Genomic DNA, 20,310 nt, shown 5'->3' with positions numbered 1-20,310 from the left:
CCCAAGGAGGTCGGCAGTGGCTCTCGACTACGCGGTGATCGCCGCCTACGTGCTCGGCATGATCGGCATGGGCTGGTGGGGCATGCGCCGCGCCACCAGCAAGAGCGAGTACCTGGTCGCCGGGCGGCGGCTCGGGTTCGGCATGTACTCCGGCACCATGTCGGCGGTCGTGCTCGGGGGCGCGTCGACCATCGGCGGGGTCGGGCTCGGCTACAGGTTCGGCATCTCCGGCGCCTGGATGGTGTTCGCGATCGGGCTGGGCATCCTGTTGCTCAGCGCGTTGTTCGCGCGCCGGATCGTCAAGTTGAAGGTCTACACCGTCAGTCAGATGCTCGACCTCCGCTACGGCGGCAACTCGTCGTTGATCTCCGGCGCGGTCATGTGGGCGTACACGTTGATGTTGACCGTCACGTCGACGATCGCCTACTCGACCATCTTCAACGTCCTCTTCGGACTGCCGAAGACCCTGGGCGTGATCATCGGCGGCTCGATCGTGGTGCTGTACAGCGTTCTCGGCGGCATGTGGTCGATCACGCTGACCGACATCGTCCAGTTCGTCATCAAGACGATCGGCATCCTGTTCCTGCTGCTCCCGGTCTCGATCGCCGCCGCGGGCGGGTTCGACGGGATGAAGGAGCGGCTCGATGATCCGGCGATGTTCGACATCGGCAACATCGGCGTCGGCACGATCATCACGTTCCTGTTGATCTACGTGTTCGGTCTGCTGATCGGCCAGGACATCTGGCAGCGGGTGTTCACCGCGAAGTCGCCGAAGGTCGCGACCTGGGGTGGCGTCACGTCCGGGCTGTACTGCCTGGTCTACGCCGTCGCGGGCGCGTTGATCGGCACGGCCGGCAAGGCGTTGTACCCGAACATCGCGAACAAGGACGAGGCGTTCGCGGTGATCGTCGAGAACCTGCTGCCGACCGGTGTGCGCGGACTCGTGCTGGCCGCCGCGTTGGCGGCGATGATGTCCACGTCGTCCGGTGCGTTGATCGCATGTTCGACCGTGGCCGCCAACGACATCTGGCGGCGCAGGACCGACGTCCACTCGAACCGGATGTTCACGCTGGTGCTCGGCATCATCGCCATCGGCATCGCGGTGATCCTCAACGACGTCGTCGCGGCGTTGACCGTCGCCTACAACATCCTGGTCGGCGGCCTGCTGGTGGCGATCATCGGCGGTCTGGTGTGGAAGCGCGGCACGCGGATCGGTGCGATGGTGTCGATGGCCGTCGGTGCTCTCACGTCGATCACGTTCATGGTGGTCGACGGTGTGCTCGCCGACTCGCCCATCTACTGGAGCCTCGGCGCGTCGTTCGTGACGTACGTGATCGTCAGTCTGGCCACGCCCGCGACCGATCCGGCCGTGCTCGCGCACTGGGAGCGCCGGGTGGCGGGCGAGGCGACCGAAGAAGAAGAGGAACTGGTGAAAGCATGATCGGCCCCGTCGACTCCTCGCAGGTCCCGCGCTACGCGGGCCCGGCGACCTTCGCCCGGCTGCCGCGCCTCGACCAGGTGGCGCACGCGGACGTCGCGGTGGTGGGAGTCCCGTTCGACACCGGCGTCTCGTACCGGCCGGGCGCGCGGTTCGCGCCCTCGGCCGTGCGGGAGGCTTCGCGGCTGCTGCGCCCGTACAACCCCGGCCTGGACGTGGCGCCGTTCGAACGCCTCCAGGTCGTGGACGCGGGCGACATCACCGTGAACCCGTTCCACATCGGCGACGCCATCGAGACGATCGAGGGCGCGGCCACCGACCTGCAGGCAGGCGGCACCAGGCTGGTGACGATCGGCGGCGACCACACGATCGCGCTGCCGTTGCTGCGAGCCGTGTCGCGCATCCACGGACCGGTGGCGCTGCTGCACTTCGACGCGCACCTCGACACGTGGGACACCTACTTCGACGAGCCGTACACACACGGCACCCCGTTCCGGCGCGCGGTCGAGGACGGCATCCTCGACACCGAGGCGATCTCGCACGTCGGCACGCGCGGACCGCTGTACGGCAAGAAGGACCTGGAGGACGACCGGCGGCTCGGCTTCGGCATCGTCACGTCGTCGGACGTGATGCGGCGCGGCGTGGACGAGACGGTGGACGCGCTGCGGCAGCGGATCGGTTCGCGGCCGCTGTACGTGTCGATCGACATCGACGTGCTGGACCCCGCGCACGCACCCGGCACCGGGACGCCCGAGGCGGGCGGGATGACGTCGCGGGAGCTGCTGGAGATCGTGCGCGGGCTGCGGGGGCTGAACCTCGTGGGCGCCGACGTGGTGGAGGTGGCGCCGGCGTACGACCACTCGGACATCACGTCGGTGGCGGCCTCGCACCTGGCCTACGACCTGGTGAGCTTGCTGGCGTTGAAGGAGGGGAAGTGAGCGAGGATGCGAGTGGTGGAGGGCAGTTGAGCGCGGAGGCGAGCAGCGAAGAGCGCGTGAACGTGGCGGCAGCCGATGGGGGGCGGCTGCGCGAGCGGAACGGTGGCGACGTCGTCGTCGAGACCCTCGAAGCGCTCGGCGCCCGCACGGTGTTCGGCATCCCCGGCCAGCACGCGCTGGGCCTCTTCGACGCGCTGCGCCGCTCCGGCCTGCGCTACGTCGGCTCGCGGACCGAGGTCAACGCCGCGTTCGCCGCCGACGGCCACGCCCGCGTCACCGGCGAGGTGACCCCGCTGCTGGTGTCGACCGGTCCGGGCGCGCTCCAGACCCTGGCGGGCCTGCAGGAGTCGGCGGCCGCGTCGGCGCCGGTGCTGGGCATCTCGTCGCAGATCCCGCGTGCCGGGCTCGGCGGGGTGCGGGGCGGCTACCTGCACGAGCTGACGGACCAGCTGGCCTCGTTCCGCGACGTCGTGAAGCACGCACGGGTCGTGCGGCACGCGTCGCAGATCCCGTCCGCGCTGGCCGAGGCGTGGGAGGTCGCGCTGACCGCACCGTACGGGCCGGTGTGGGTGGAGATCCCCCAGGACGTGTTGCTCGGGCCGGCCGGTGTGCCGCCCGTGACGTCGATCGAGTGGTCGCCTCGGGCGCTGCACCCGCGTGCCGAGCTGGTCGCGGAGGCCGCCAGGCTGCTCGACGGCGCCGAACGGCCGGTGATCCTCGCCGGGGGTGGCGCGCTGCACGCCCGTGCCGAGCTGCTGGAGCTGGCCGAGCAGCTGCGGGCGCCGGTCGTGACCACGTTCGGCGGCAAGGGGAACTTCCCGTGGGAGCACCCGCTGTCGGCGCAGTCGTGGCTGGAGGACTGGCACACCACCGAGTTCCTCGCCGGCGCGGACGTGCTGCTCGTCGTCGGCTCGGGGCTGGGTGAGCTGTCCAGCAACTACCGGACGTTCGCGCCGCGCGGCGCGGTGGTCCAGGTCGAGGCCGACCTCGGCAAGCTGGAGTCGAACTACCCCGCGCTCGCCATCCACGCCGACGCCGCGCACGCCCTGCGCGCGTTGGCCGCGGCGACAACACCGAAACCCGCCGACGGGATGGCCGAGGAACGGGTGCTCGGGCTGCTCGCGAGCGTTCGGGAACGGTTGGCGGGGCAGCACCTCGACCTGGAGTGGCAGGTGCTGAACGCTGTCCGCGAGGCCGTGCCGGACGGCACGCCGACCTGCTGGGACATGACGATCCTGGCCTACTGGGCCTGGTCGGCGTGGGACCCGCGGGGTGGCGCGCAGTTCACCGCGCAGGGCGCGGGCGGGCTCGGCTACGGGTTCCCCGCCGCGCTCGGGGTCGCGGCCGCCGTGGACGGTCCGGTGCTCGCGGTGTCCGGCGACGGCGGCGCGATGTACGGGATCTCCGAGCTCGCGACGGCCGCGCAGCACGGGTCGCGGGTGGTGTGGCTGATCGTCGACGACGGCGGCTACGGCATCCTGCGCGAGTACATGACCGACGCGTTCGGCCAGGCCACCGCCACCGAGCTGGCCAGGCCGGACTTCGTCGCGCTCGCCGGCGCGTTCGGGGTGCCCGCCACCCGCGGCACGCCCGAGTCGTTGCGCGAGGATCTGGCCAAGGCGTTCGCCTCGGACGGCCCGCACGTCGTCGTGCTGCCCGCGGTGTTGCGCATGTTCGCCCCCACGCACCTGGAGCACACGTGATCGTCGAGAACCTCGTCAACGGCACCTCCGCGAGTGCCGAGGAGACCTCTCCGCTCATCGATCCGCGCACCGGCGAGGAGTTCGGCCGTGCCGTCGTCTCGCGCGGGGCCGAGGTCGACGCCGCCGTCCAGGCGGCCGCGCAAGCGTTTCCGCGGTGGTCGCGCACGACGCCGGGCGAACGGCAGCAGGCGTTGCTGAAGCTCGCGGACCTGCTGGAGGCCAACGCCGAGCAGGTGGCGGACGCCGAGGTGCGCGAGACCGGCAAGATCCGGTCGGTGCTGCTGGACGAGGAGATCCCGCAGTGCGTGGACCAGATCCGGTTCTTCGCCGGTGCCGCGCGCGCGCTCGGCACGGCCGCCGCCGGGGAGTACATCGCCGGCCACACGTCGTACCAGCGGCGGGAGGCCGTCGGGGTGATCGCGCAGATCACGCCGTGGAACTACCCGCTGATGATGGCGGTGTGGAAGATCGCGCCCGCTCTGGCCGCGGGCAACACCGTGGTGCTCAAGCCCGCCGACACCACGCCGTCGTCCACGGTGCTGCTCGCGTCGCTCGCGGCTCGGGTGTTGCCGCACGGCGTGTTCAACGTCGTGCTGGGCGACCGCGACACCGGACGGCTGCTGGTCGAGCACCCCGTGCCCGCGATGGTGTCGCTGACCGGGTCGACGCGGGCCGGGGTCGAGGTGGCGCGCAGTGCCGCCGCGACGGTGAAGCGCACGCACCTCGAGCTCGGTGGCAACGCGCCGGTGCTGGTGTTCGACGACGTGGACGTGGCCAAGGCCGCGGAGGGCGTCGTCGGTGCCGCCTTCTACAACGCGGGCCAGGACTGCACGGCCGCGAGCCGCGTGCTGGTGCACTCCGCCGTGCACGACGAGTTCGTGGCGGCGCTGGTGAAGGTGGCGTCCGCGACCGTTCCCGGCACGGACTTCGGCCCGCTCAACAGCCAGGCGCAGCTGGACCGCGTGCTGGGACTGCTGTCCCGGTCGTCCGCCACCGTCCACTGTGGCGGCAAGAGGCACGGGACCGCGGGCTTCTTCCTGGAGCCCACGGTGATCTCGGGACTGGGCCAGGACGACGAGCTGGTGCAGGAGGAGGCGTTCGCGCCGCTGATCACCGTGCAGCCGTTCGCGGACGACGACGAGGCGATCGCGCTCGCCAACGGTGTGCCGCAAGGGCTTGCGTCGTCGGTCTGGACCCGCGACACCAGCCGGGCGGCCGTGCTGACAGGCCGGCTCGACTTCGGCATCGTCTGGGTCAACACGCACGGCGCGGTGGCGTCCGAGATGCCGCACGGCGGTTTCGGCGCGTCAGGCTACGGCAAGGACCTGTCGATGCACGGCCTGGAGGACTACACGCGCGTCAAGCACGTGATGATCGCGCACTGAGCATCGCCTGGTACGGCACGGGGTAGTGCAGCAGGCTCGCCGGGACGACCGCGGAGACCACCCGGATCGCGCGGATCCACCGGCGCAGCCTGCGGTCGTCCCGGTCCGTCCACTCCAGACCGAGCTTGTCCCGCAACGCCTCCGGCAGCGTCCCGACGGCGAAGTCCGGCAGCACCTGCGCCGCGACGGGCCGCACCAACGGCCACAACGCGCTGGGCACGTGCTCCGCGCCCGGCGCCTTCCCGGTCCGCAGCTCGAACGCCTCCAGCAGGCCGTCCACGCCGTCGGTCGGCATGAGCTGGGTGGCGATCACGTCGTCGAGGTACTCGCGCAACGCGGTGAGGTCGCTCGGCATGGAACGGATGCCGAGCGTCCGTCCCGTCTCCCGCCACTCCCGGTACAGTCGTTCCTCGCGGATCGCCGGCATCCTGGGGCGCAGCAACCGGTACGCGGTGAGCAGCGAGTCGAAGCTGGTGGCGTGCACCCAGCGGAACAGCTCCTCGTCCGCGCCGGGGATCGACGCGTGCGACCGCAGCAGCCGGTCCGCCTCCTCGTCCGCCAGCTCACCGCCGAAGAGGCGCAGCTGCGACGACGTGATCGTCCTCGTCAGGCGCGCGAACGGGTCCGCGCGGTAGCCGTCGCGCACGGCGGCCGCGATGACCGGGTGCGCGACCTGCATGAGCACCGCGCGGCCCAGCACCACCAGCTCGAACCGGGTGTACCAGCCGAGCCGCCACGTCACCGACTCAGGTCCCAGCGTCACGCCCATGATCATTCCGTGAGTGCCGGGCGCGCTGAAGATCCTTACCCCGAAAGGATTAGCAAAGCGCGCCCCGTTGCCATTTCTTCGCGCCGTAGAGGTCCGGCCGCTTCGGTGCCATCAGCGTGTACGCGGTCGGGCAGACCCGATCCGTGTACTCGACGGCGAAGACGAAGCTCGACCCGTCGCTGACCTCCTGCTTCTCCCGGTCCATGTTGATCAGGTTGTAGACGCCGGACGAACCGGGCCCGCCGTGCAGCGGGATCTTCCTCCCGTCCCGCACCACGTACTGGTTCTCCCCCAACGGCTGGTGGATCCTCGGCCCGAGCCGCGCGACCACCTCGTCGAACGCCTTCTCGGTGCCCCCGGCCGCGAACCACTGGTCGAACAGGAGCGCTCCCACGCTGCCGGTCTCGTTGCGGCGGTCCCACTTCCGCAGGATCTCGCACTCCGGGCGGGCGCAGGGCATCGAGTCGAGGTACTTCTCGGCGGCGGTGTTCCTGTTCTCCAGCACCAGGTTCCGCATCACCGCCGCGTCGAACCGGCCCAGGTGACGTGGAATCTCCCGCAGTCCGAACTCGGTGCGCAGGTTCGCGATGGTCTCGTCGCCGAACACCGGCGGGAACCCGGTCAGCGGCTTGTCGGCACGCGCGAAGGCGTGCGACGAGTTGGAGTTCGTGGCGTAGGTGTCGCTCTCGACCCACGGCATCCTGTCCACCGGCAGCAACCCTGCCCGGCAGGCCGACCGCGTGCCGTCGACGATCGCGACACCGGTGCGGCGCAGGAACTCGTGGTCCACCACGCAGTCGCCGCGCACGTCCGGCACCACCTGGATGCCGGCGTAGAGCGTCTGCCCGCGCCGGTCGGCCGCGACGATGTTGGTGCGCACCGTGCCGCCGAACCGGTCCAGCCCCGCCTTGAGGTCGGCGGTGGTGCGCGCCTCCAGGAAGGTCGCGGCCGAGTTCAGCGTCGCCAGCCGGTCCGCCGCGAGGTCGGTGACGGCGTAGGCCTCGGTGCCGGTCCACGGCAGCGGCGTCATCTCGTGGCCGGTGAGGTGCGGGTTGGTGCGGAGCAGCCTGGTGACCGGGCCGTAGCGGGTGTCCCAGTGCGTGCCGCGGTCGATCATCTTCTCCGGCTTCCCGTCGACCAGGTAGGTGTGCCGGTCGACCAGCTCCAGCTTCGTGAGCGTGTAGCTCGACGCCGTCGACACCGTGGCCGACCACGCGACGCCGCGGTTGTAGCCGTTGAACACGACCGGGATGCCGAGCACGGTGACGCCGTCGACGTCGACCTCGCCCGGGATGGTGAGCCGGGCGTGCCAGAACGACACCATGCCGCGCCACGGCACGTGCGGGTTCCCCAGCAGCACGCCACGACCTCCGCTGGTACCCCTCGAACCAACGGCGATCGTGTTGCTGCCCCGCTCCTTCACCTCCTCGGGCGGCGACGGCCAGATGCCTTCGTACGCCCGGAAGACGCCCTCGTTGAACGCCACGTGGTTGAACCGGTAGAGCTCGGCCTCGGTGATCGGCCGCGCGCCACAGCCCGGATTCCGCGCCACGTAACGGTTGTAGCCCTGCACGTACCCGGCGAACAGGTCGCGGACCTGCTTCGTCGGGCCGATCGGCGGGGGCTGGGCGACGATCCCCTCGACCACCTTCCGGCGTTCCAGGTCCCTGAACTGGGGATCGGCGGCGAAGTCGGTGAACAGCTTCGCGAGGTCGCAGAGGTGCGCCTTCGCCTGCCCGTACCCGATGCCGTCCCCCAGGCCGCGGTGATGCGCCGCGACGACGTGCGGCACCTGCTCGGGTCCGGCCGCCGACGCCACGGGCGCCGAGGTGACCAGGAGCAGGCTCGCGATGACGGTTTTCCACACAACTGTGTTTTTAACACACTCGTGCCACTACCCGCCACTCGATTGACCTCCAGTTAGGTGGAGTTCGTAGCGTCAGCCGCATGTTCGCGATTCGGCAGTACGAGTTCGGCCCGGCGGAGAACCTGCTCTTCGAAGAGGTCCCCGACCCGGAGCCCACGGCGGGCCAGGTCCGCGTCACCGTGGCCGCCGCCGGCGTCCACCTCGTCGACACCACCATCCGCAAGGGCGCGTTCGGGCCCGTCGAGTTCCCGACAACGCCGGGCCGCGAGGTGGCCGGTGTCGTCACGGCACTCGGCCAGGACGTGGCACCGGACTGGCTCGGCCGCCGGGTCGTCGCGCACCTCGGCACGGCGGGCGGCGGCTACTCGGAACTCGCGGTGGCGAACGTCGGCGCGCTGCACGCGCTGCCCGACGCCGTGTCGTTCGAGGCGGCGGTCGCGATGATCGGCACCGGGCGCACGGTCGTAGGGGTGCTCGACGCGGCCAAGCTCACCGAGGACGACGTCGTGCTCGTGCTGTCCGCGGCCGGGGGCATGGGGACGTTGTTCGTGCAGGAGGCGCGCAACGTCGGCGCGCGGGTCGTCGGACTCGCGAGCGCCGGCAAGCTCGACCTGGTGATGGACAACGGCGCCGACGCCGCCATCGACTACACCCGGCCGGGTTGGGCGGACGGGCTCAAGGACATGACGGTCGTGCTGGACGGGGTGGGCGGCGAGGCGGGCGCGCAGGCTCTCGGAACACTCGGGCCGGGTGGCCGGCAGATCATCTACGGCTGGGCGTCGGGGAGCTCGACGCCGATCAGCACCGAGGCGTTGTTCGCCAACAGTCTCACCGCGACTGTCGCGTTGGGACCGAACCTGATGCGGCGCGGGTTGCGCGCGCTGGAGGACGAGTCGATGGAGGGGCTGGCGAGCGGCCGGTTCGTGCCGGCGGTGCACCCGCCGTTCGCGCTCGCGGACGCCGCGAAGGCGCACGAGGCGCTGGAGTCCAGGGCCACCGCGGGCAAGGTCGTGCTCAGGCCGTGAGAGAAGGGGCCGTCCCGAAAGGACGGACTCGCGATCACGCTTCGCCGGCCTCGATCGCGAAGCCGCGCCACTGGTTCGCCATCTCGACGAGCTCGTCCGCGACCCGCACGGTGTAGTCGCGCGCCGCACCCTCCGGTTCGGCCTGCGCCGCCGGGCGGATCCTCGTGCGGATGATCTCCACGATCTGCTCGGCGACCTCGGGGCCGAAGCTGCGCCCGAAGTCCTCCACGAAGATCAGGCCGACGGAGAACCCTCTCAGCTCGGCGACGGCCTCGGGGTGCGTCAGGTGGTCGGCGATCACCTCGAGCGCCCAGCGCACGGTGCCACCGGACTGGTTCCAGCAGTGGTCGCCGACGAACAGGTGAGAGGACATGGGAAGAAGACAATGGGGCCGTCCCGGGAGGACGGCCCCATTTCCCGTGATCACGCCTGGACCGGCACCTCGACGAACTTCTTGCCGTCGAAGTTCTCGACCACCACGGACTTCACGTCCGCGGGGGCGACGAGCGCTGATCCGTCCAGGTTCGTGCCCTCGGCGGCGCCCTTCTTGGACACCACCCACGAGCCGGCCTCCTGGCGGCTGCCGTCCTTCGCCACGACGAAGATCCGGCACTTCTCGCCCTCGGGGATGCCGCTGATCGCCATGTTCGTCCGCACCCAGCCGGCGGCGGGGACGACCTTCACGGTCATCGACGCCTTGGTCGCCGGGTCGGTGAACGTGGCGAGCTTCGTGCCACTCGGGTCCGGTGCCACCGTCGGAGTGGGAAGGGCCGTGGTCGCATCGGGCGACGTGGCCTTGCCGACGAAGACTCCGGCTCCGAGCACCACCGCGGCCACCACGGCCGCCGCGGCACCGAGCGCGAACTGACGGCGTTTCGCGACGCCGCCCCGTTCCGTGCGCACCTGGCGGAGCGTGCGCTGCAACAGCAGGTCACCGCCCTCGGGCGGGCCGTCCATCGCGAACTCCGGAGGCACCTCGCCGAGGAACGCCTCCATGTCGCGGAGCTCGCCGAGTTCACGCGTGCATTCGGGGCAGGACGCCAGGTGCTCGTCCATCTCGCGCACCTCCTGCTCGTCGAGTGCTCCGAGAACGTAAGCACCGAGCAGCTGCGGGTCGTGCTGCGTCGTCATCCAGCCACCCCCTTCAGTGCGACCTTCTGACCTCCGAAGGTCTCCCTCAAGGCTCGCAACGCGTAATACGATCTCGACTTCACTGTGCCAGGTGGCACTCCCAGCGCCTCCGCCGCCTCCGTCACGCTCCGGCCTCGGAAGTAGATCTCCATCAGCACGTCGCGGTGGTCGGAAGAGAGCCGGTCGAGCGCTTCGAGCACCACCACCGAGTCAACCACCTGGTCAGCGTGGTCGCGCTCGATGGGGGGCGTCGCCGGGGACTCGGCCACCTCCTGCGGGCGTGCCGCCTTCGCACGCACACGGTCCGTGACGATGTTGCGCGCCACGGTCAGCAACCAACCGCGCACCGATCCCTTGCCGTTCACGAGGGCGTCGGGATGGCGCCACGCTCGGACCAGGGTCTCCTGGACCACGTCCTCGGCAGCCGCCCGATCACCGGTCAACCGCGTCGCGTAGGCCAGCAGAGCCCGACCGTGCTCCTCGTAGAGCGATCGGATCAGCGCCTCGTCGGCCGCGGTCTCCCGTTTGCGGGAGAACAAAGCCGCCATCCACCCACTCCTCCCCGCCCGCGAACACCTCGTGCGGGCGTCCTGTTCAAGACCTCAGCCGTCACACGAGCGGCAGAGAGCTTCGGTTCAACGGGTTTCAACTAAAAAGAGACGCCGGATGTTAGCGGGACCGGTTGAGGTACCCGACCAGCTCCGCCATGCGCGCCTCCGGCATGGCGTTGATGGCCATCCCGTGGTCGGTCGCCGGGTCCCGCAGCTCCTCCTTGAAGGAGTCGATCGCGAACGGCCTACCTGCGGGGATGTCGTAGCCCACGGTGACGTGCAGCCGCGGGATGGGAAAGGTCTTCGCCGGGCAGTTGCCCCCGGCCAGCGGGAACACGACGTGCGTGCGGTGCGAGGCGCTGTCCTTGTTGTTGCCGTCCCAGCAGCTGCCGAAGTCGTAGGTGCGCAAGGTGGTCGCGCTTCCACAGAGCGGGTACTTCGTCGTGTACCGGCCGGGCCGGTCCGAGCAGCCCCAGCGGGCGCGCGTGTTCGGGCCGTAGTCGTTGGTGAACGCGGCCGGGTCGCCGGTGATGAGCCGCAGGAACCTCGGCATCGGCAGCACGTCGCTCGTGGGGCTGCCGTCGTAGCGGATCTCGACGCTCTTCGGGGCGAGCACCTCGCCGGTGTTGCCGTGCAGGCCGCCGCCGTCGGCGTGCGCGTCGTGGCCCGCGCCGTCGGTCAGCCGCAGCACCGGCCAGTAGTAGGTGGAGAGGTCGTCGTTCTCGCACGTCGTGGTCGCGGCCGCGAGGGACTCGTCGGTCGACATCGCGTCCGCGGAGCGGTTGCCGACGTACTCGTGCGTGTGGTGCGCGCCGAACGGGATGCCGGGCGAGACGACCGGGTTGTCCGCGTTGAGGTGGCGTTCCTCGTTGACACCGCACCTGATCACGACGTTCGGCGTCTTCGGTTCGGTGATCACCTGGTCGAGTTCGCTCACGTAGTGCTCGGCGGACGGCGCGCCGTTCGAGGTGCCGCGCAGCAAGACCGCCGAACCCACGACCACGAGGACGGCCACCACCGCGACCGCCACGGTCGCCGGTTTGTTCCGGGCCACGGTTACAGCCTGCCAATCCGATCGGGCGAACCAAAGTGCCCTGTCTCAATACGACCGGTCACCGCTTCTCCACCAGTTTCACGTACGACCCGCGCAGGTGTTCCTCCGCCGCACACCCCGCCGCGACCGGGTCGCCCGCGCGCAGCACGGCCGCGAGACCGGCGTGCTCCGGAACGACGAGGTCCTGGTAGGTGGGGTCGTCGGCGACCCTCGCGAGCAGGAAGAGGTGCACCTGGCAGCGGATCGCCCGCCACGCCTCGCGGAGCCGCCGGTGCCCGGTCGCAGCGTAGACGGCGTCGTGGAACCGCATGTCGAGAGCGACCCGTTCGGCGTCCGTGCGGGCATCTTTCATTGCCCTGACGACCTCGTCGACCGGGCCGAGATCGGGCGCCTTCGCGGCCGCGGTGCGCATCGCGAGGACGTCCAGCGAGGTCCGCAGGGTGTAGAGCTCGTCGACGTCCTCGGGCGTCAGCTCGCGCACCCACGTGCCGCGGTGCCACTCGGAGACGACGAGGCCCTCGCTCTCCAGCACGACCAGGCCCTCGCGCACGGACCCGCGGCTCACGCCCAGCACGCTCGCGAGCTCGACCTCTTTCAGCGCGGTGCCGGCGGCCAGCTCACCGGCCAGGATGGCGTCCCTGATCCGGTCGGCGGCCTCGCCCGCGACACCGCGGCGGGCGACGGGCCGGACGGCGGGAGGGGGCATGTCCGAATGTTGACATCGGCCACGCAGGGGGTCAAATCACTCGGCCGAGCGAATGCCCGGCCGAGGACCGACCCCGGCTTTCCGGGGCGTGGCGGCGGGGCGGCGGGGCCACGCCGCTACTTCGCGGTCACCAGCGGAAGGCGGTCGTGGTTGACGACGCTGACCCCGGCGACGTCCCCTGCCCGCACCAGCGCGGACCCGTTCAGCGTGACCTCACCGTCGTGCGCCCTCCACGAGCCGGCGGTGAAGGTCCGGCCGTCCTTCGTGTGCACGACCAGCCAGCAGGCTTCCCCGTCCTGCATCCCGGCGACGGTGGCGACGAGCCTCAGCCCGCCCTCGGTGTCGGTGACCTGCACGGCCATGTGCGCGCCCGCCGCCGAGGTCCCCTGCAGGACCGCGTCGGTGGTGCCGCCGACCCCCATGCCCTGGCCCATCCAGACGCCCCCGGCGAGGACGCCGGCGACCATCAGGGTCGACGACAGGGCCGTGATGCGCCCACGGCGGCGCACGGCCTGATGTCTCTCTTGGCGGACCGTCCCGAGCGTGCGTTGCAACAGGTGGTCCATGTCGGGTGGAGGCCCGTCGAGCGCGGCCTCCGGTGGCAGTTCTTCCATCAGCATGTCGTTCTCGTTCAACTCGTTGGTGCCCAGGACGTTCGGTGCCATGCGCTGGCGGACGCGGCTATGGACACGGTTACGCGGAACGATGCACTCAAATTTCTCCTTCTCCAGTCCCGCGGGCAGCGGTGACCAACACCTTCAAAACGAGCCGTCGAGGAAGTTGGTTCAACGCAGATACAGGGACGTTGCGCAGCACACACAAGACGGTTGACGAGCCTTCTACCTGCTCCTACGCTCTCATATATGATGTATGACCGGGCTGGAGCCCTTCCGGCGTCCCGCACCGACTTTGTTCTGGAATCGATCAAAGAAGCGATTCTTTATGGAAAACTGAGGCCGGGTCAGGCTCTCGTCGAAAGTGATCTCGCCTCGTCTCTCGCCGTCTCGAAGACGCCCGTGCGCGAGGCGCTCAAGACGCTCGCCGGGTCGGGGCTCGTCGTGATGAGCCCGTACAAGGGGGCGACGGTCCGCACGGTCGACGCCGAGCTGGTCACGTCCGTCTACGACGTGCGGCTCTTGCTGGAACCCGAGGCGCTGAGCAGGGCCGTTGCCCGTGGCGCCGACTTCGCCGAGGCCAGGGCCGCGCTGGACGACACCGAGGACCTGGCGGTGCGCAACCTCGCGAACCGCCGGTTCCACCGCGCGTTGTACGCGGGCTGCGGCAACCCGTTGATGATCCGCATCCTGGACGGCCTGCACGACCAGGCCGCGCTCGTCACCGCCGCCGGCTGGGGGCTGCGCCCGACGTGGGAGGCCGAGGACGCCGAGCACCGGGCGATCCTCACCACCGCCGAGGAGGGCCACGGCGAGGCCGCGGCCGATCTGCTGCGCCGCCACCTCCGCACGTTCGCCGACCGGCTCGCCGAGGAGCTTCCCGATGTCGTTCGATGACCTGACCGAGCAGCTGGCGTCCGTCGTGGCGATCACCGTCACGCCGTTCGACGCCGACGGGGCCGTGGACGAGAAGAGCTACGCGGCCGTGCTGGACCGGATGGCCGAGGGCGGGATCTCGGTCGTCACGCCGAACGGCAACACGAGCGAGTTCTACACGTTGTCCGCGGCCGAGACCGAACGCGCCGTGGAGATCACCGTCGACACCGTCGGGGACCGGGCGTCCGTGGTCGCCGGGGTGGGGCACGACGTGGCGTCCGCCGTGGCCGGGGCGCGGTTCGCCGACCGGGCGGGGGCGTCCGGGATCATGATCCACCAGCCGGTGCACCCGTACGTGTCGCTGGACGGCTGGGTGGACTACCACCGGGCCGTCGCTGCCGCGGTGCCCGAGCTGAGCGTCGTGCTGTACGTGCGGAACCCGCGGATCGGTGGCGCGCAGATCGCGGCTCTGGCCGACGCGTGCCCGAACGTCGTCGGGGTGAAGTACGCGGTGCCGGACCCGGTGCGGTTCGCGTCGGTGGCGCGCGACGCCGGACTGGAACGGCTGACGTGGATCGCCGGGCTCGCCGAGCTGTCCGCGCCGGGGTACTTCGCGGTCGGGGCGTCCGGGTTCACCTCGGGCCTCGCGAACGTGGCACCGCAGTTGTCGGTGCAGATGTTCCGGTGCCTGCGGGCGGGTGAGTTCGGTGCGGCGATGGAGTTCTGGGAGTTCCTCCGCGGGTTCGAGGAGCTGCGGGCCGCCGGTGAGTCCGCGAACAACGTGTCGGTGGTGAAGGAAGCGTTGGCACAGCTGGGGTTGTGCCGGCGGGACGTGCGGCCGCCCGCCTCGGTGCTGTCCGAGGCCGATCGGTCCGCCGTGGGCGTGCTGCTGAACTCGTGGAGTCTGCTGTGAGGTTGCGCAGCGCGGAGTGGTTCGAGGGTGAGGGGTTGCGGGCGTTCTCGCACAACGCGCGCATGCGGCAGCTCGGCCTGAACGCGTCCGAGCACCTCGGCAAGCCGGTGATCGCGATCCTCAACACGTGGAGCGGGATCAACCCGTGCCACATGCACCTGCGGGAACGGGCCGGGCAGGTCGAGCGCGGGGTGTGGGAGGCGGGCGGCTTTCCCCTGGAGTTCCCCGTGTCCACGCTGTCGGAGACGTACCAGAAGCCGACGCCGATGCTGTACCGGAACATGCTGTCGATGGAGACCGAGGAGATCCTGCGGTCCTACCCGGTCGACGGGTGCGTGCTGATGGGCGGCTGCGACAAGACGACTCCCGCGTTGCTGATGGGGGCGGCTTCCGCTGGACTGCCCACGGTGTTCGTGCCGGCCGGGCCGATGCTGCGCGGGCACTGGCGGGGCGAGCACCTCGCGTCCGGCACGGACATGTGGCGGTTCTGGGACGAGAAGCGCGCGGGCACGATCTCGTCGGGTGACTGGTCGGAGATCCAGTCCGGGCTGGCCCGCTCCCCCGGCACGTGCATGACGATGGGCACGGCGTCGACGATGACCGCCGCGGCCGAGGCGCTCGGGCTGACGTTGCCAGGGGCGTCCTCGATTCCGGCCGTCGACTCGGCGCACCACCGGATGGCGGCGGCATCCGGGATGCGCGCGGTCGAGATGGTGCGTGAAGGGCTGACGATCGGCGACGTGCTGTCCGCGGAGGCGTACGAGGACGCGATCCGGACCGTGCTGGCGCTGGGCGGGTCCACGAACTCGTACATCCACCTGATCGCGATGGCCGGGCGGTCGCAGATCCCCCTGTCTTTGGACGACTTCGACCGGTTGTCGCGGGAAGTGCCTGTGCTGGCGTCGGTGCAGCCCGCCGGGTCGCACCTGATGGAGGACTTCTACTACGCGGGCGGGCTGCGGGGGTTGCTGTCGCGGTTGCGGGAGTCGTTGCACCTCAAGCGGATCACGGTCACCGGCCGGACGTTCGGCGAGGACCTCGAAGGCGCCGAGGTGTACGACTCCGCGGTGATCCGTGCCCTGGACGACCCGATTTCCGCCGAGGGTGGGCTGGCTGTGCTGCGGGGCAACCTGGCTCCCGACGGGGCGGTGATCAAGTACGTGGCGGCTGATCCCGCGCTGTGGCGGCACACCGGGCCCGCCGTGGTCTTCCACGGCTACAAGGACCTGCAGGCACGGATCAACTCGCCGTCGCTGGACGTCACGAAGGACTCGGTGATCGTGCTGGCCGGTGGCGGACCCAAGGGCGGGCCCGGCATGCCGGAATACGGGATGCTGCCGATCCCGGACAAGCTGCTGCGCGAGGGCGTCCGGGACATGGTGCGCGTGTCGGACGCGCGGATGAGCGGAACTTCTTACGGTGCTTGCGTTCTGCACGTCGCACCGGAGGCGCACATCGGCGGGCCGCTGGCGTTGGTGCGCGACGGCGACCTCGTGACGCTGGACGTCGAGGCGCGGGTGTTGCGCGTAGAGATCTCCGACGAGGAGATGGCGCGGCGCCGGGACGCGTGGACATCGCCGCCGCCGAAGTTCGAACGCGGGTACGGCGCTTTTTACTACGAGCACATCACGCAGGCCGACGAGGGCTGCGACTTCGAGTTCCTGTCACGGCCGGGGCACAACCCCGAACCGAACGCGCACTAGTGCGGAGGGCTCAGCAGGTTGCGGAGCCACACCACTAGCCCTTCGACTCGACGCGGCCGTCGGTGATCTCCACGGTGTCCCAGTCATTCGTGCCGTGCAGCTGCGTGCGCAGGTACGCCGTGGTGAGCCGTTGCACGTCCGCGACCCGTTGCGGGTTCTCGTCCGTGGTCTCGGCGACGTCGTACCCGCTGACGCCGCCGAACCCGTGCTCGGCACCGAACAACGTGAGCAGCACCTTCTCGCCGGGCGCGAGGTGGTACGGATCGGCGTGCCAGTCCGGGCCCATGGTGGTGAGGTGCGCGGACGCGTCGGCGTCACCGGCGACGACCAGCGCGGGCGTGGTCATCGCGCTGAAGTCCGTGCTCTGCATGAAGGAGTAGTTCTCCTTCACCACGTCGGTGACGGCGTCACCGCGGCCGGTCGAGCCGAGCAGCACCCCCGCCTTGATCCGCTCGTCCTTCAGGCTGGTGTCCTCCGTGCGCATGCCCAGCAGCAGGCTCGCGGTGTGGCCGCCCATGGAGTGGCCGACGACGGCGACCTTGGTGCGGTTCCAGCGGTTCTGCAGCTGCGGCACGGCCTTCTCGACCTCGTCGAGCCGGTCGAGGATCGCGGACATGTCCTCGGCCCTCTCGCGCCAGAACAGCGGCGCGCCGGGCGTGGTCGCGGGCAGGTTCAGGCTGCGGCTGCTCAGGTGCGTCGGCTGGAGCACCACGAAGCCCTGCTCGGCCCAGTGGTTCGCGAGCGGCGCGTAACCGTTCAGCGAGGACAGGTGGTTCGAGTAGCCCTGGCCGTGCGACAGCAACAGGATCGGCAGGTCGGCGCCCTCGGTCGGCGCGGAGACCTTCAGCTGCAGGTCAACGGGCCGGCCGGGGGTCTCGAGCACGACGGGGCTCACCGTGAAGACGGTCATCGGGTTTCCCTTCGGGTACGCTTCCCAGGTCAAGCGGAGCGACGTTCCGGAACGATACGGAGCGCTGTTCCGCTTTGTCAACCGAGGGGAGTTCGCGTGCCACCACGCAAGCGAGCAGACGCCGTGCGCAACGAGCAGACCTACCGCCACTTCCCCACCCGCGCGGACCTGGTCGTGGCCGTCTACCGGCACCAGGTGGAGGCGTGCGCGGAAGCCGGGCCCGCACTGCTGTCCACTTCGGTCGGACAGCAGTGGGTTCCAGTCGCTGCACGCGTACTTCCTCGACCGGCTCGGGCCGGTGGCCGGGTCGTTGCTCGACGCCGCGGTGGAGGCCGGGGAGATCCGGGACGACGTCACGCCGTTCGAGCTGATGCGCGGGATCGGGAACCTGTGCATCGGGCGGGACGACGATCCTCGGTACGACCCGCGCCGGCTGGTCGCGCTGCTGCTGGACGGCCTGCGCAAGGAGAAAACCCCTGGGTGAGCGCGCACCCAGGGGCCGTCTCTTTCCTACCGGCGGCTAGTTGAGCGCCACCTTCAGGATCCTCGTCGAGCTGTTGCCCGCCGTGGAGTCCTTGTCCCCGTTGGACGTCGTGACCCACAGCGACCCGTCCGGCGCGGGCTCCGGGGTGCGGAGCCTGCCGTAGGTGCCCTGGAAGTGCGACGTCGTCGTGCCGACCGACGAACCGCTGATCTGCATGCGGTACAGGCGTTCCCCGCGCAACGCGGCCAGGAACAGCACGTCGTTCACGATCGCGAGGCCGGACGGTGAGGCGGAGCCGACCGAGAAGGTCTTCTTCGGGGCCACGTACCCGCCGCACGAACCCGAGGTGCCCTCGCACGACGGCCAGCCGTAGTTGCCGCCCTTCTGCAGGAGGTTGACCTCGTCCATGTTCGAGTTGCCGAGCTCCGCCTGCCACATGCGGCCCTGCGAGTCCACGGCGAGGCCCTGGACGTTGCGGTGGCCGTAGGTCCAGACGTAGCGCGCGTTGCCGCCCTCGCTGAAGAAGGGGTTGTCGGTGGGTGCGGAGCCGTCGGGGTTGAGGCGCAGCACCTTGCCGCCGAGGTTCTGCCTGTTCTGGGCGTTGTTGCCGTTCTGGCCGTCGCCGGTGCCCGCGTAGAGCTTGCCGTCGGCGCCGAAGCGCAGGCGGCCGCCGTTGTGGAACTTGTTGCGCGGGATGCCGGTCAGCAACGTCGTCCAGCCGGTGAGGGTGTTGCCCTCGACCTTGGCGCGCACGATCCGGTTGTCGCCGGAAGCCGTGTGGTAGACGTAGATCAGGCCGTCGCTGGCGAACGTCGGAGAGAGTTCAATGCCGAGCAGGCCGCCCTCGCCGTTGGTGCCGGAGACGCCGGGGACCTTGCCCAGGGTGGTCTTCGTGCCGGACGGGGTGATCCTGATGATGTCCTGCGCGTCGCGGCGGGAGTAGACGCCGTCGCCGTTGGGCAGGAACGCGAGGCCCCACGGCACGTCGTTGTCGGTCGCGACCTGCGTGACGGCACCGACCTGGTCGCCGCCGGAACGGGTCTTCGCGGTCAGCGCGTTCGAGACGGGTGAGACGTTGCCGGCGGCGTCGAAGGCCTTGACCGTGAAGGTGTACTCGGTGTTCGCGCTGCGGCCGCCGATCGTGGCGGAGGTGCCCATCGCGTCACCGACCTTGGTCGCGCCGGTGTAGATCTCGTAGCGCGTCACGCCGATGTTGTCGGTCGACGCGTCCCAGGCCAGCGAGACCGAGTTCGCCGTGACGCCGGTGGAACGCAGGTTGCGCGGCGCGGTCGGCGGGGTCGGGTCCTCCTGGGCGGGCGGGGTCCTGAACTCCACCGTGTTGGAGGCCTGCGAGATGTTGCCCGCCGCGTCCTTCGCGTTGACGTAGAAGCCGTAGGTGGTGTTCGGCTTCAGCCCCTCCACCACCGTGGAGGTCGCGGCGGGCACGGACTTCACGAACTGGCCCAGGTTGTAGATCTCGTACGACGTCACCGCGACGTTGTCGGTCGACGGCTCCCAGGTCAGCTTCGCCGAGTCCGGCTTCACGTCCGACGCGACGAGACCGGTTGGCGCGGAAGGAGGTTCAGCGTCGGCGGGGCCGGTGTTGCCGAAGACCTGGAACTCCTGCAGGGAGTAGCCGTACGACGAACCCGTGCGGCAGCGCGAGGTGCCGTAGACGCGGACGTACCGGCCACGACCGGAGACCGCCAGGTCCTCGACGCCGCCCTTGCCGTCCGCCGTCGTGTGGATCGACGTCCACGCCGAGTCGTTCTCCGACGTCTCGACGCGGTACGCCTTGGCGCACGAGAGGTCCCACTGCAGCCGGACCCTGCTGATGGTCGCGGACGCGCCGAGGTCCACCCGGATCCAGGCAGGATCGGTGTTGGACTTGCTGGCCCAGCGCGTCGCGGAGTCGCCGTCGACGGCGAACCGCGGTGCGTAGTTCGCGCCGCCGGACGCCGACTCGGTCGCCGGTTTGCCTTGGGACAGCAGGACATCCGCGGCGACGGCCTGCGGAGCGGCGGAGACGAGCGAGCTCACCGCCACCGCGAGTGCGGTGGCCAGGACGCCGGTTCTCGCCGGCGACCGCCGTGAACGGGGTGCCACAGAAGCCTCCCACTTTCGTTGGGAACGGGATGTGCGGCGGCGGCGTTGCGTTCGACCCGGCGGCGGGTGTACTGGTGTTACAGAAAAACCGTAAACGTTTTCGCGCGCCAGGTCCAGAGTCAGTTAGGGAGCCGTGA

18 protein-coding genes and 1 pseudogene are annotated in these 20,310 nt (G+C 70.3%); 9 read left to right on the top strand and 10 right to left on the bottom strand.

Annotated elements, in window-relative coordinates; translation table 11 throughout:
• The first annotated feature begins 16 nt into the window (after window positions 1-16).
• The 4 genes from ACQEU1_RS37945 (at window position 17) to ACQEU1_RS37930 (ending at window position 5,464) form a co-directional block, all read left to right on the top strand.
• Window positions 17-1,441, top strand: a complete 1,425-nt coding sequence (locus ACQEU1_RS37945) for a sodium:solute symporter (protein ID WP_433213175.1) — start codon at window positions 17-19, stop codon at window positions 1,439-1,441.
• Window positions 1,438-2,376, top strand: coding sequence for an agmatinase (gene speB / locus ACQEU1_RS37940; RefSeq protein ID WP_433213172.1), 939 nt, complete (start codon window positions 1,438-1,440; stop codon window positions 2,374-2,376). The genes ACQEU1_RS37945 and speB overlap by 4 nt, the downstream gene beginning before the upstream one ends.
• Window positions 2,377-2,462: 86 nt before the next feature.
• Window positions 2,463-4,079 carry a thiamine pyrophosphate-binding protein gene (locus tag ACQEU1_RS37935; protein WP_433216979.1) on the top strand — a complete coding sequence of 539 codons (1,617 nt, stop codon included), beginning with the start codon at window positions 2,463-2,465 and terminating at the stop codon, window positions 4,077-4,079.
• Complete coding sequence (locus ACQEU1_RS37930; RefSeq protein ID WP_433213169.1) at window positions 4,076-5,464, top strand: aminobutyraldehyde dehydrogenase; 1,389 nt, start codon at window positions 4,076-4,078, stop codon at window positions 5,462-5,464. Before ACQEU1_RS37935 ends, ACQEU1_RS37930 begins: the two co-directional genes overlap by 4 nt.
• Here ACQEU1_RS37930 and ACQEU1_RS37925 read toward each other — a convergent pair.
• Complete coding sequence (locus tag ACQEU1_RS37925) at window positions 5,439-6,227, bottom strand: oxygenase MpaB family protein (RefSeq protein WP_433213166.1); 789 nt, start codon at window positions 6,225-6,227, stop codon at window positions 5,439-5,441. The genes ACQEU1_RS37930 and ACQEU1_RS37925 overlap by 26 nt on opposite strands.
• 55 nt (window positions 6,228-6,282) lie before the next feature.
• Entirely contained in the window at window positions 6,283-8,100 is a 1,818-nt protein-coding gene (locus ACQEU1_RS37920) for a penicillin acylase family protein (protein ID WP_433213163.1), read from the bottom strand.
• Between the two features lie 80 nt (window positions 8,101-8,180).
• Here ACQEU1_RS37920 and ACQEU1_RS37915 point away from each other — a divergent pair, with 80 nt between their 5' ends.
• Window positions 8,181-9,125 (top strand): zinc-binding dehydrogenase, encoded by a 945-nt coding sequence (locus tag ACQEU1_RS37915; RefSeq protein WP_433213160.1) that lies wholly within the window; start codon window positions 8,181-8,183, stop codon window positions 9,123-9,125.
• Window positions 9,126-9,159: 34 nt separating this feature from the next.
• Here ACQEU1_RS37915 and ACQEU1_RS37910 read toward each other — a convergent pair whose 3' ends face one another.
• From ACQEU1_RS37910 to ACQEU1_RS37885, 6 genes are all read right to left on the bottom strand, one after another.
• On the bottom strand, window positions 9,160-9,498 hold the full coding sequence (locus ACQEU1_RS37910; protein ID WP_433213157.1) for a hypothetical protein: 339 nt from the start codon (window positions 9,496-9,498) through the stop codon (window positions 9,160-9,162).
• Between the two features lie 50 nt (window positions 9,499-9,548).
• Entirely contained in the window at window positions 9,549-10,256 is a 708-nt protein-coding gene (locus ACQEU1_RS37905) for an anti-sigma factor family protein (protein ID WP_433213154.1), read from the bottom strand.
• The gene (locus ACQEU1_RS37900) at window positions 10,253-10,804 is read right to left on the bottom strand and encodes a sigma-70 family RNA polymerase sigma factor (RefSeq protein WP_089953784.1); all 552 of its coding nucleotides are present in this window, start codon (window positions 10,802-10,804) and stop codon (window positions 10,253-10,255) included. Before ACQEU1_RS37900 ends, ACQEU1_RS37905 begins: the two co-directional genes overlap by 4 nt.
• Window positions 10,805-10,925: 121 nt before the next feature.
• A complete protein-coding gene (locus ACQEU1_RS37895) occupies window positions 10,926-11,861 on the bottom strand; it encodes a DUF1996 domain-containing protein (RefSeq protein WP_433213151.1) in 936 nt (311 codons plus the stop codon).
• A 58-nt stretch (window positions 11,862-11,919) separates the two neighbouring features.
• A complete protein-coding gene (locus ACQEU1_RS37890; RefSeq protein WP_433213148.1) occupies window positions 11,920-12,567 on the bottom strand; it encodes a GntR family transcriptional regulator in 648 nt (215 codons plus the stop codon).
• A gap of 116 nt (window positions 12,568-12,683) precedes the next feature.
• Window positions 12,684-13,232, bottom strand: a complete 549-nt coding sequence (locus ACQEU1_RS37885; RefSeq protein ID WP_433213145.1) for an anti-sigma factor — start codon at window positions 13,230-13,232, stop codon at window positions 12,684-12,686.
• A 201-nt stretch (window positions 13,233-13,433) separates the two neighbouring features.
• Between ACQEU1_RS37885 and ACQEU1_RS37880 the strand changes: the two genes are divergently transcribed.
• The 3 genes from ACQEU1_RS37880 to araD are packed head-to-tail and all read left to right on the top strand — an operon-like array spanning window position 13,434 to window position 16,673.
• Window positions 13,434-14,078: a GntR family transcriptional regulator gene (locus tag ACQEU1_RS37880; protein WP_433216976.1), complete on the top strand. Its 645-nt coding sequence runs from the start codon at window positions 13,434-13,436 to the stop codon at window positions 14,076-14,078.
• Window positions 14,065-14,970: a dihydrodipicolinate synthase family protein gene (locus ACQEU1_RS37875; RefSeq protein WP_433213142.1), complete on the top strand. Its 906-nt coding sequence runs from the start codon at window positions 14,065-14,067 to the stop codon at window positions 14,968-14,970. Before ACQEU1_RS37880 ends, ACQEU1_RS37875 begins: the two co-directional genes overlap by 14 nt.
• Window positions 14,967-16,673, top strand: a complete 1,707-nt coding sequence (araD, locus tag ACQEU1_RS37870) for an L-arabinonate dehydratase (protein WP_433213139.1) — start codon at window positions 14,967-14,969, stop codon at window positions 16,671-16,673. Before ACQEU1_RS37875 ends, araD begins: the two co-directional genes overlap by 4 nt.
• A gap of 34 nt (window positions 16,674-16,707) precedes the next feature.
• Here araD and ACQEU1_RS37865 read toward each other — a convergent pair whose 3' ends face one another.
• The gene (locus ACQEU1_RS37865) at window positions 16,708-17,583 is read right to left on the bottom strand and encodes an alpha/beta hydrolase family protein (RefSeq protein WP_433213136.1); all 876 of its coding nucleotides are present in this window, start codon (window positions 17,581-17,583) and stop codon (window positions 16,708-16,710) included.
• Between the two features lie 96 nt (window positions 17,584-17,679).
• Here ACQEU1_RS37865 and ACQEU1_RS37860 point away from each other — a divergent pair.
• Window positions 17,680-18,067: pseudogene (locus tag ACQEU1_RS37860) on the top strand (hypothetical protein).
• A gap of 36 nt (window positions 18,068-18,103) precedes the next feature.
• On the opposite strand, the gene ACQEU1_RS37855 reads toward ACQEU1_RS37860, so the two are convergent.
• On the bottom strand, window positions 18,104-20,173 hold the full coding sequence (locus ACQEU1_RS37855) for a PQQ-dependent sugar dehydrogenase (RefSeq protein ID WP_433213133.1): 2,070 nt from the start codon (window positions 20,171-20,173) through the stop codon (window positions 18,104-18,106).
• Window positions 20,174-20,310: the final 137 nt, after the last annotated feature.

Origin of the sequence: Lentzea sp. CA-135723 (assembly GCF_050936595.1) — a bacterium.
Lineage (GTDB): Bacteria > Actinomycetota > Actinomycetes > Mycobacteriales > Pseudonocardiaceae > Lentzea.
The sequence above is the reverse complement of the archived record's forward strand: the minus strand, read 5'-3'. Positions and strand labels throughout refer to the sequence as shown.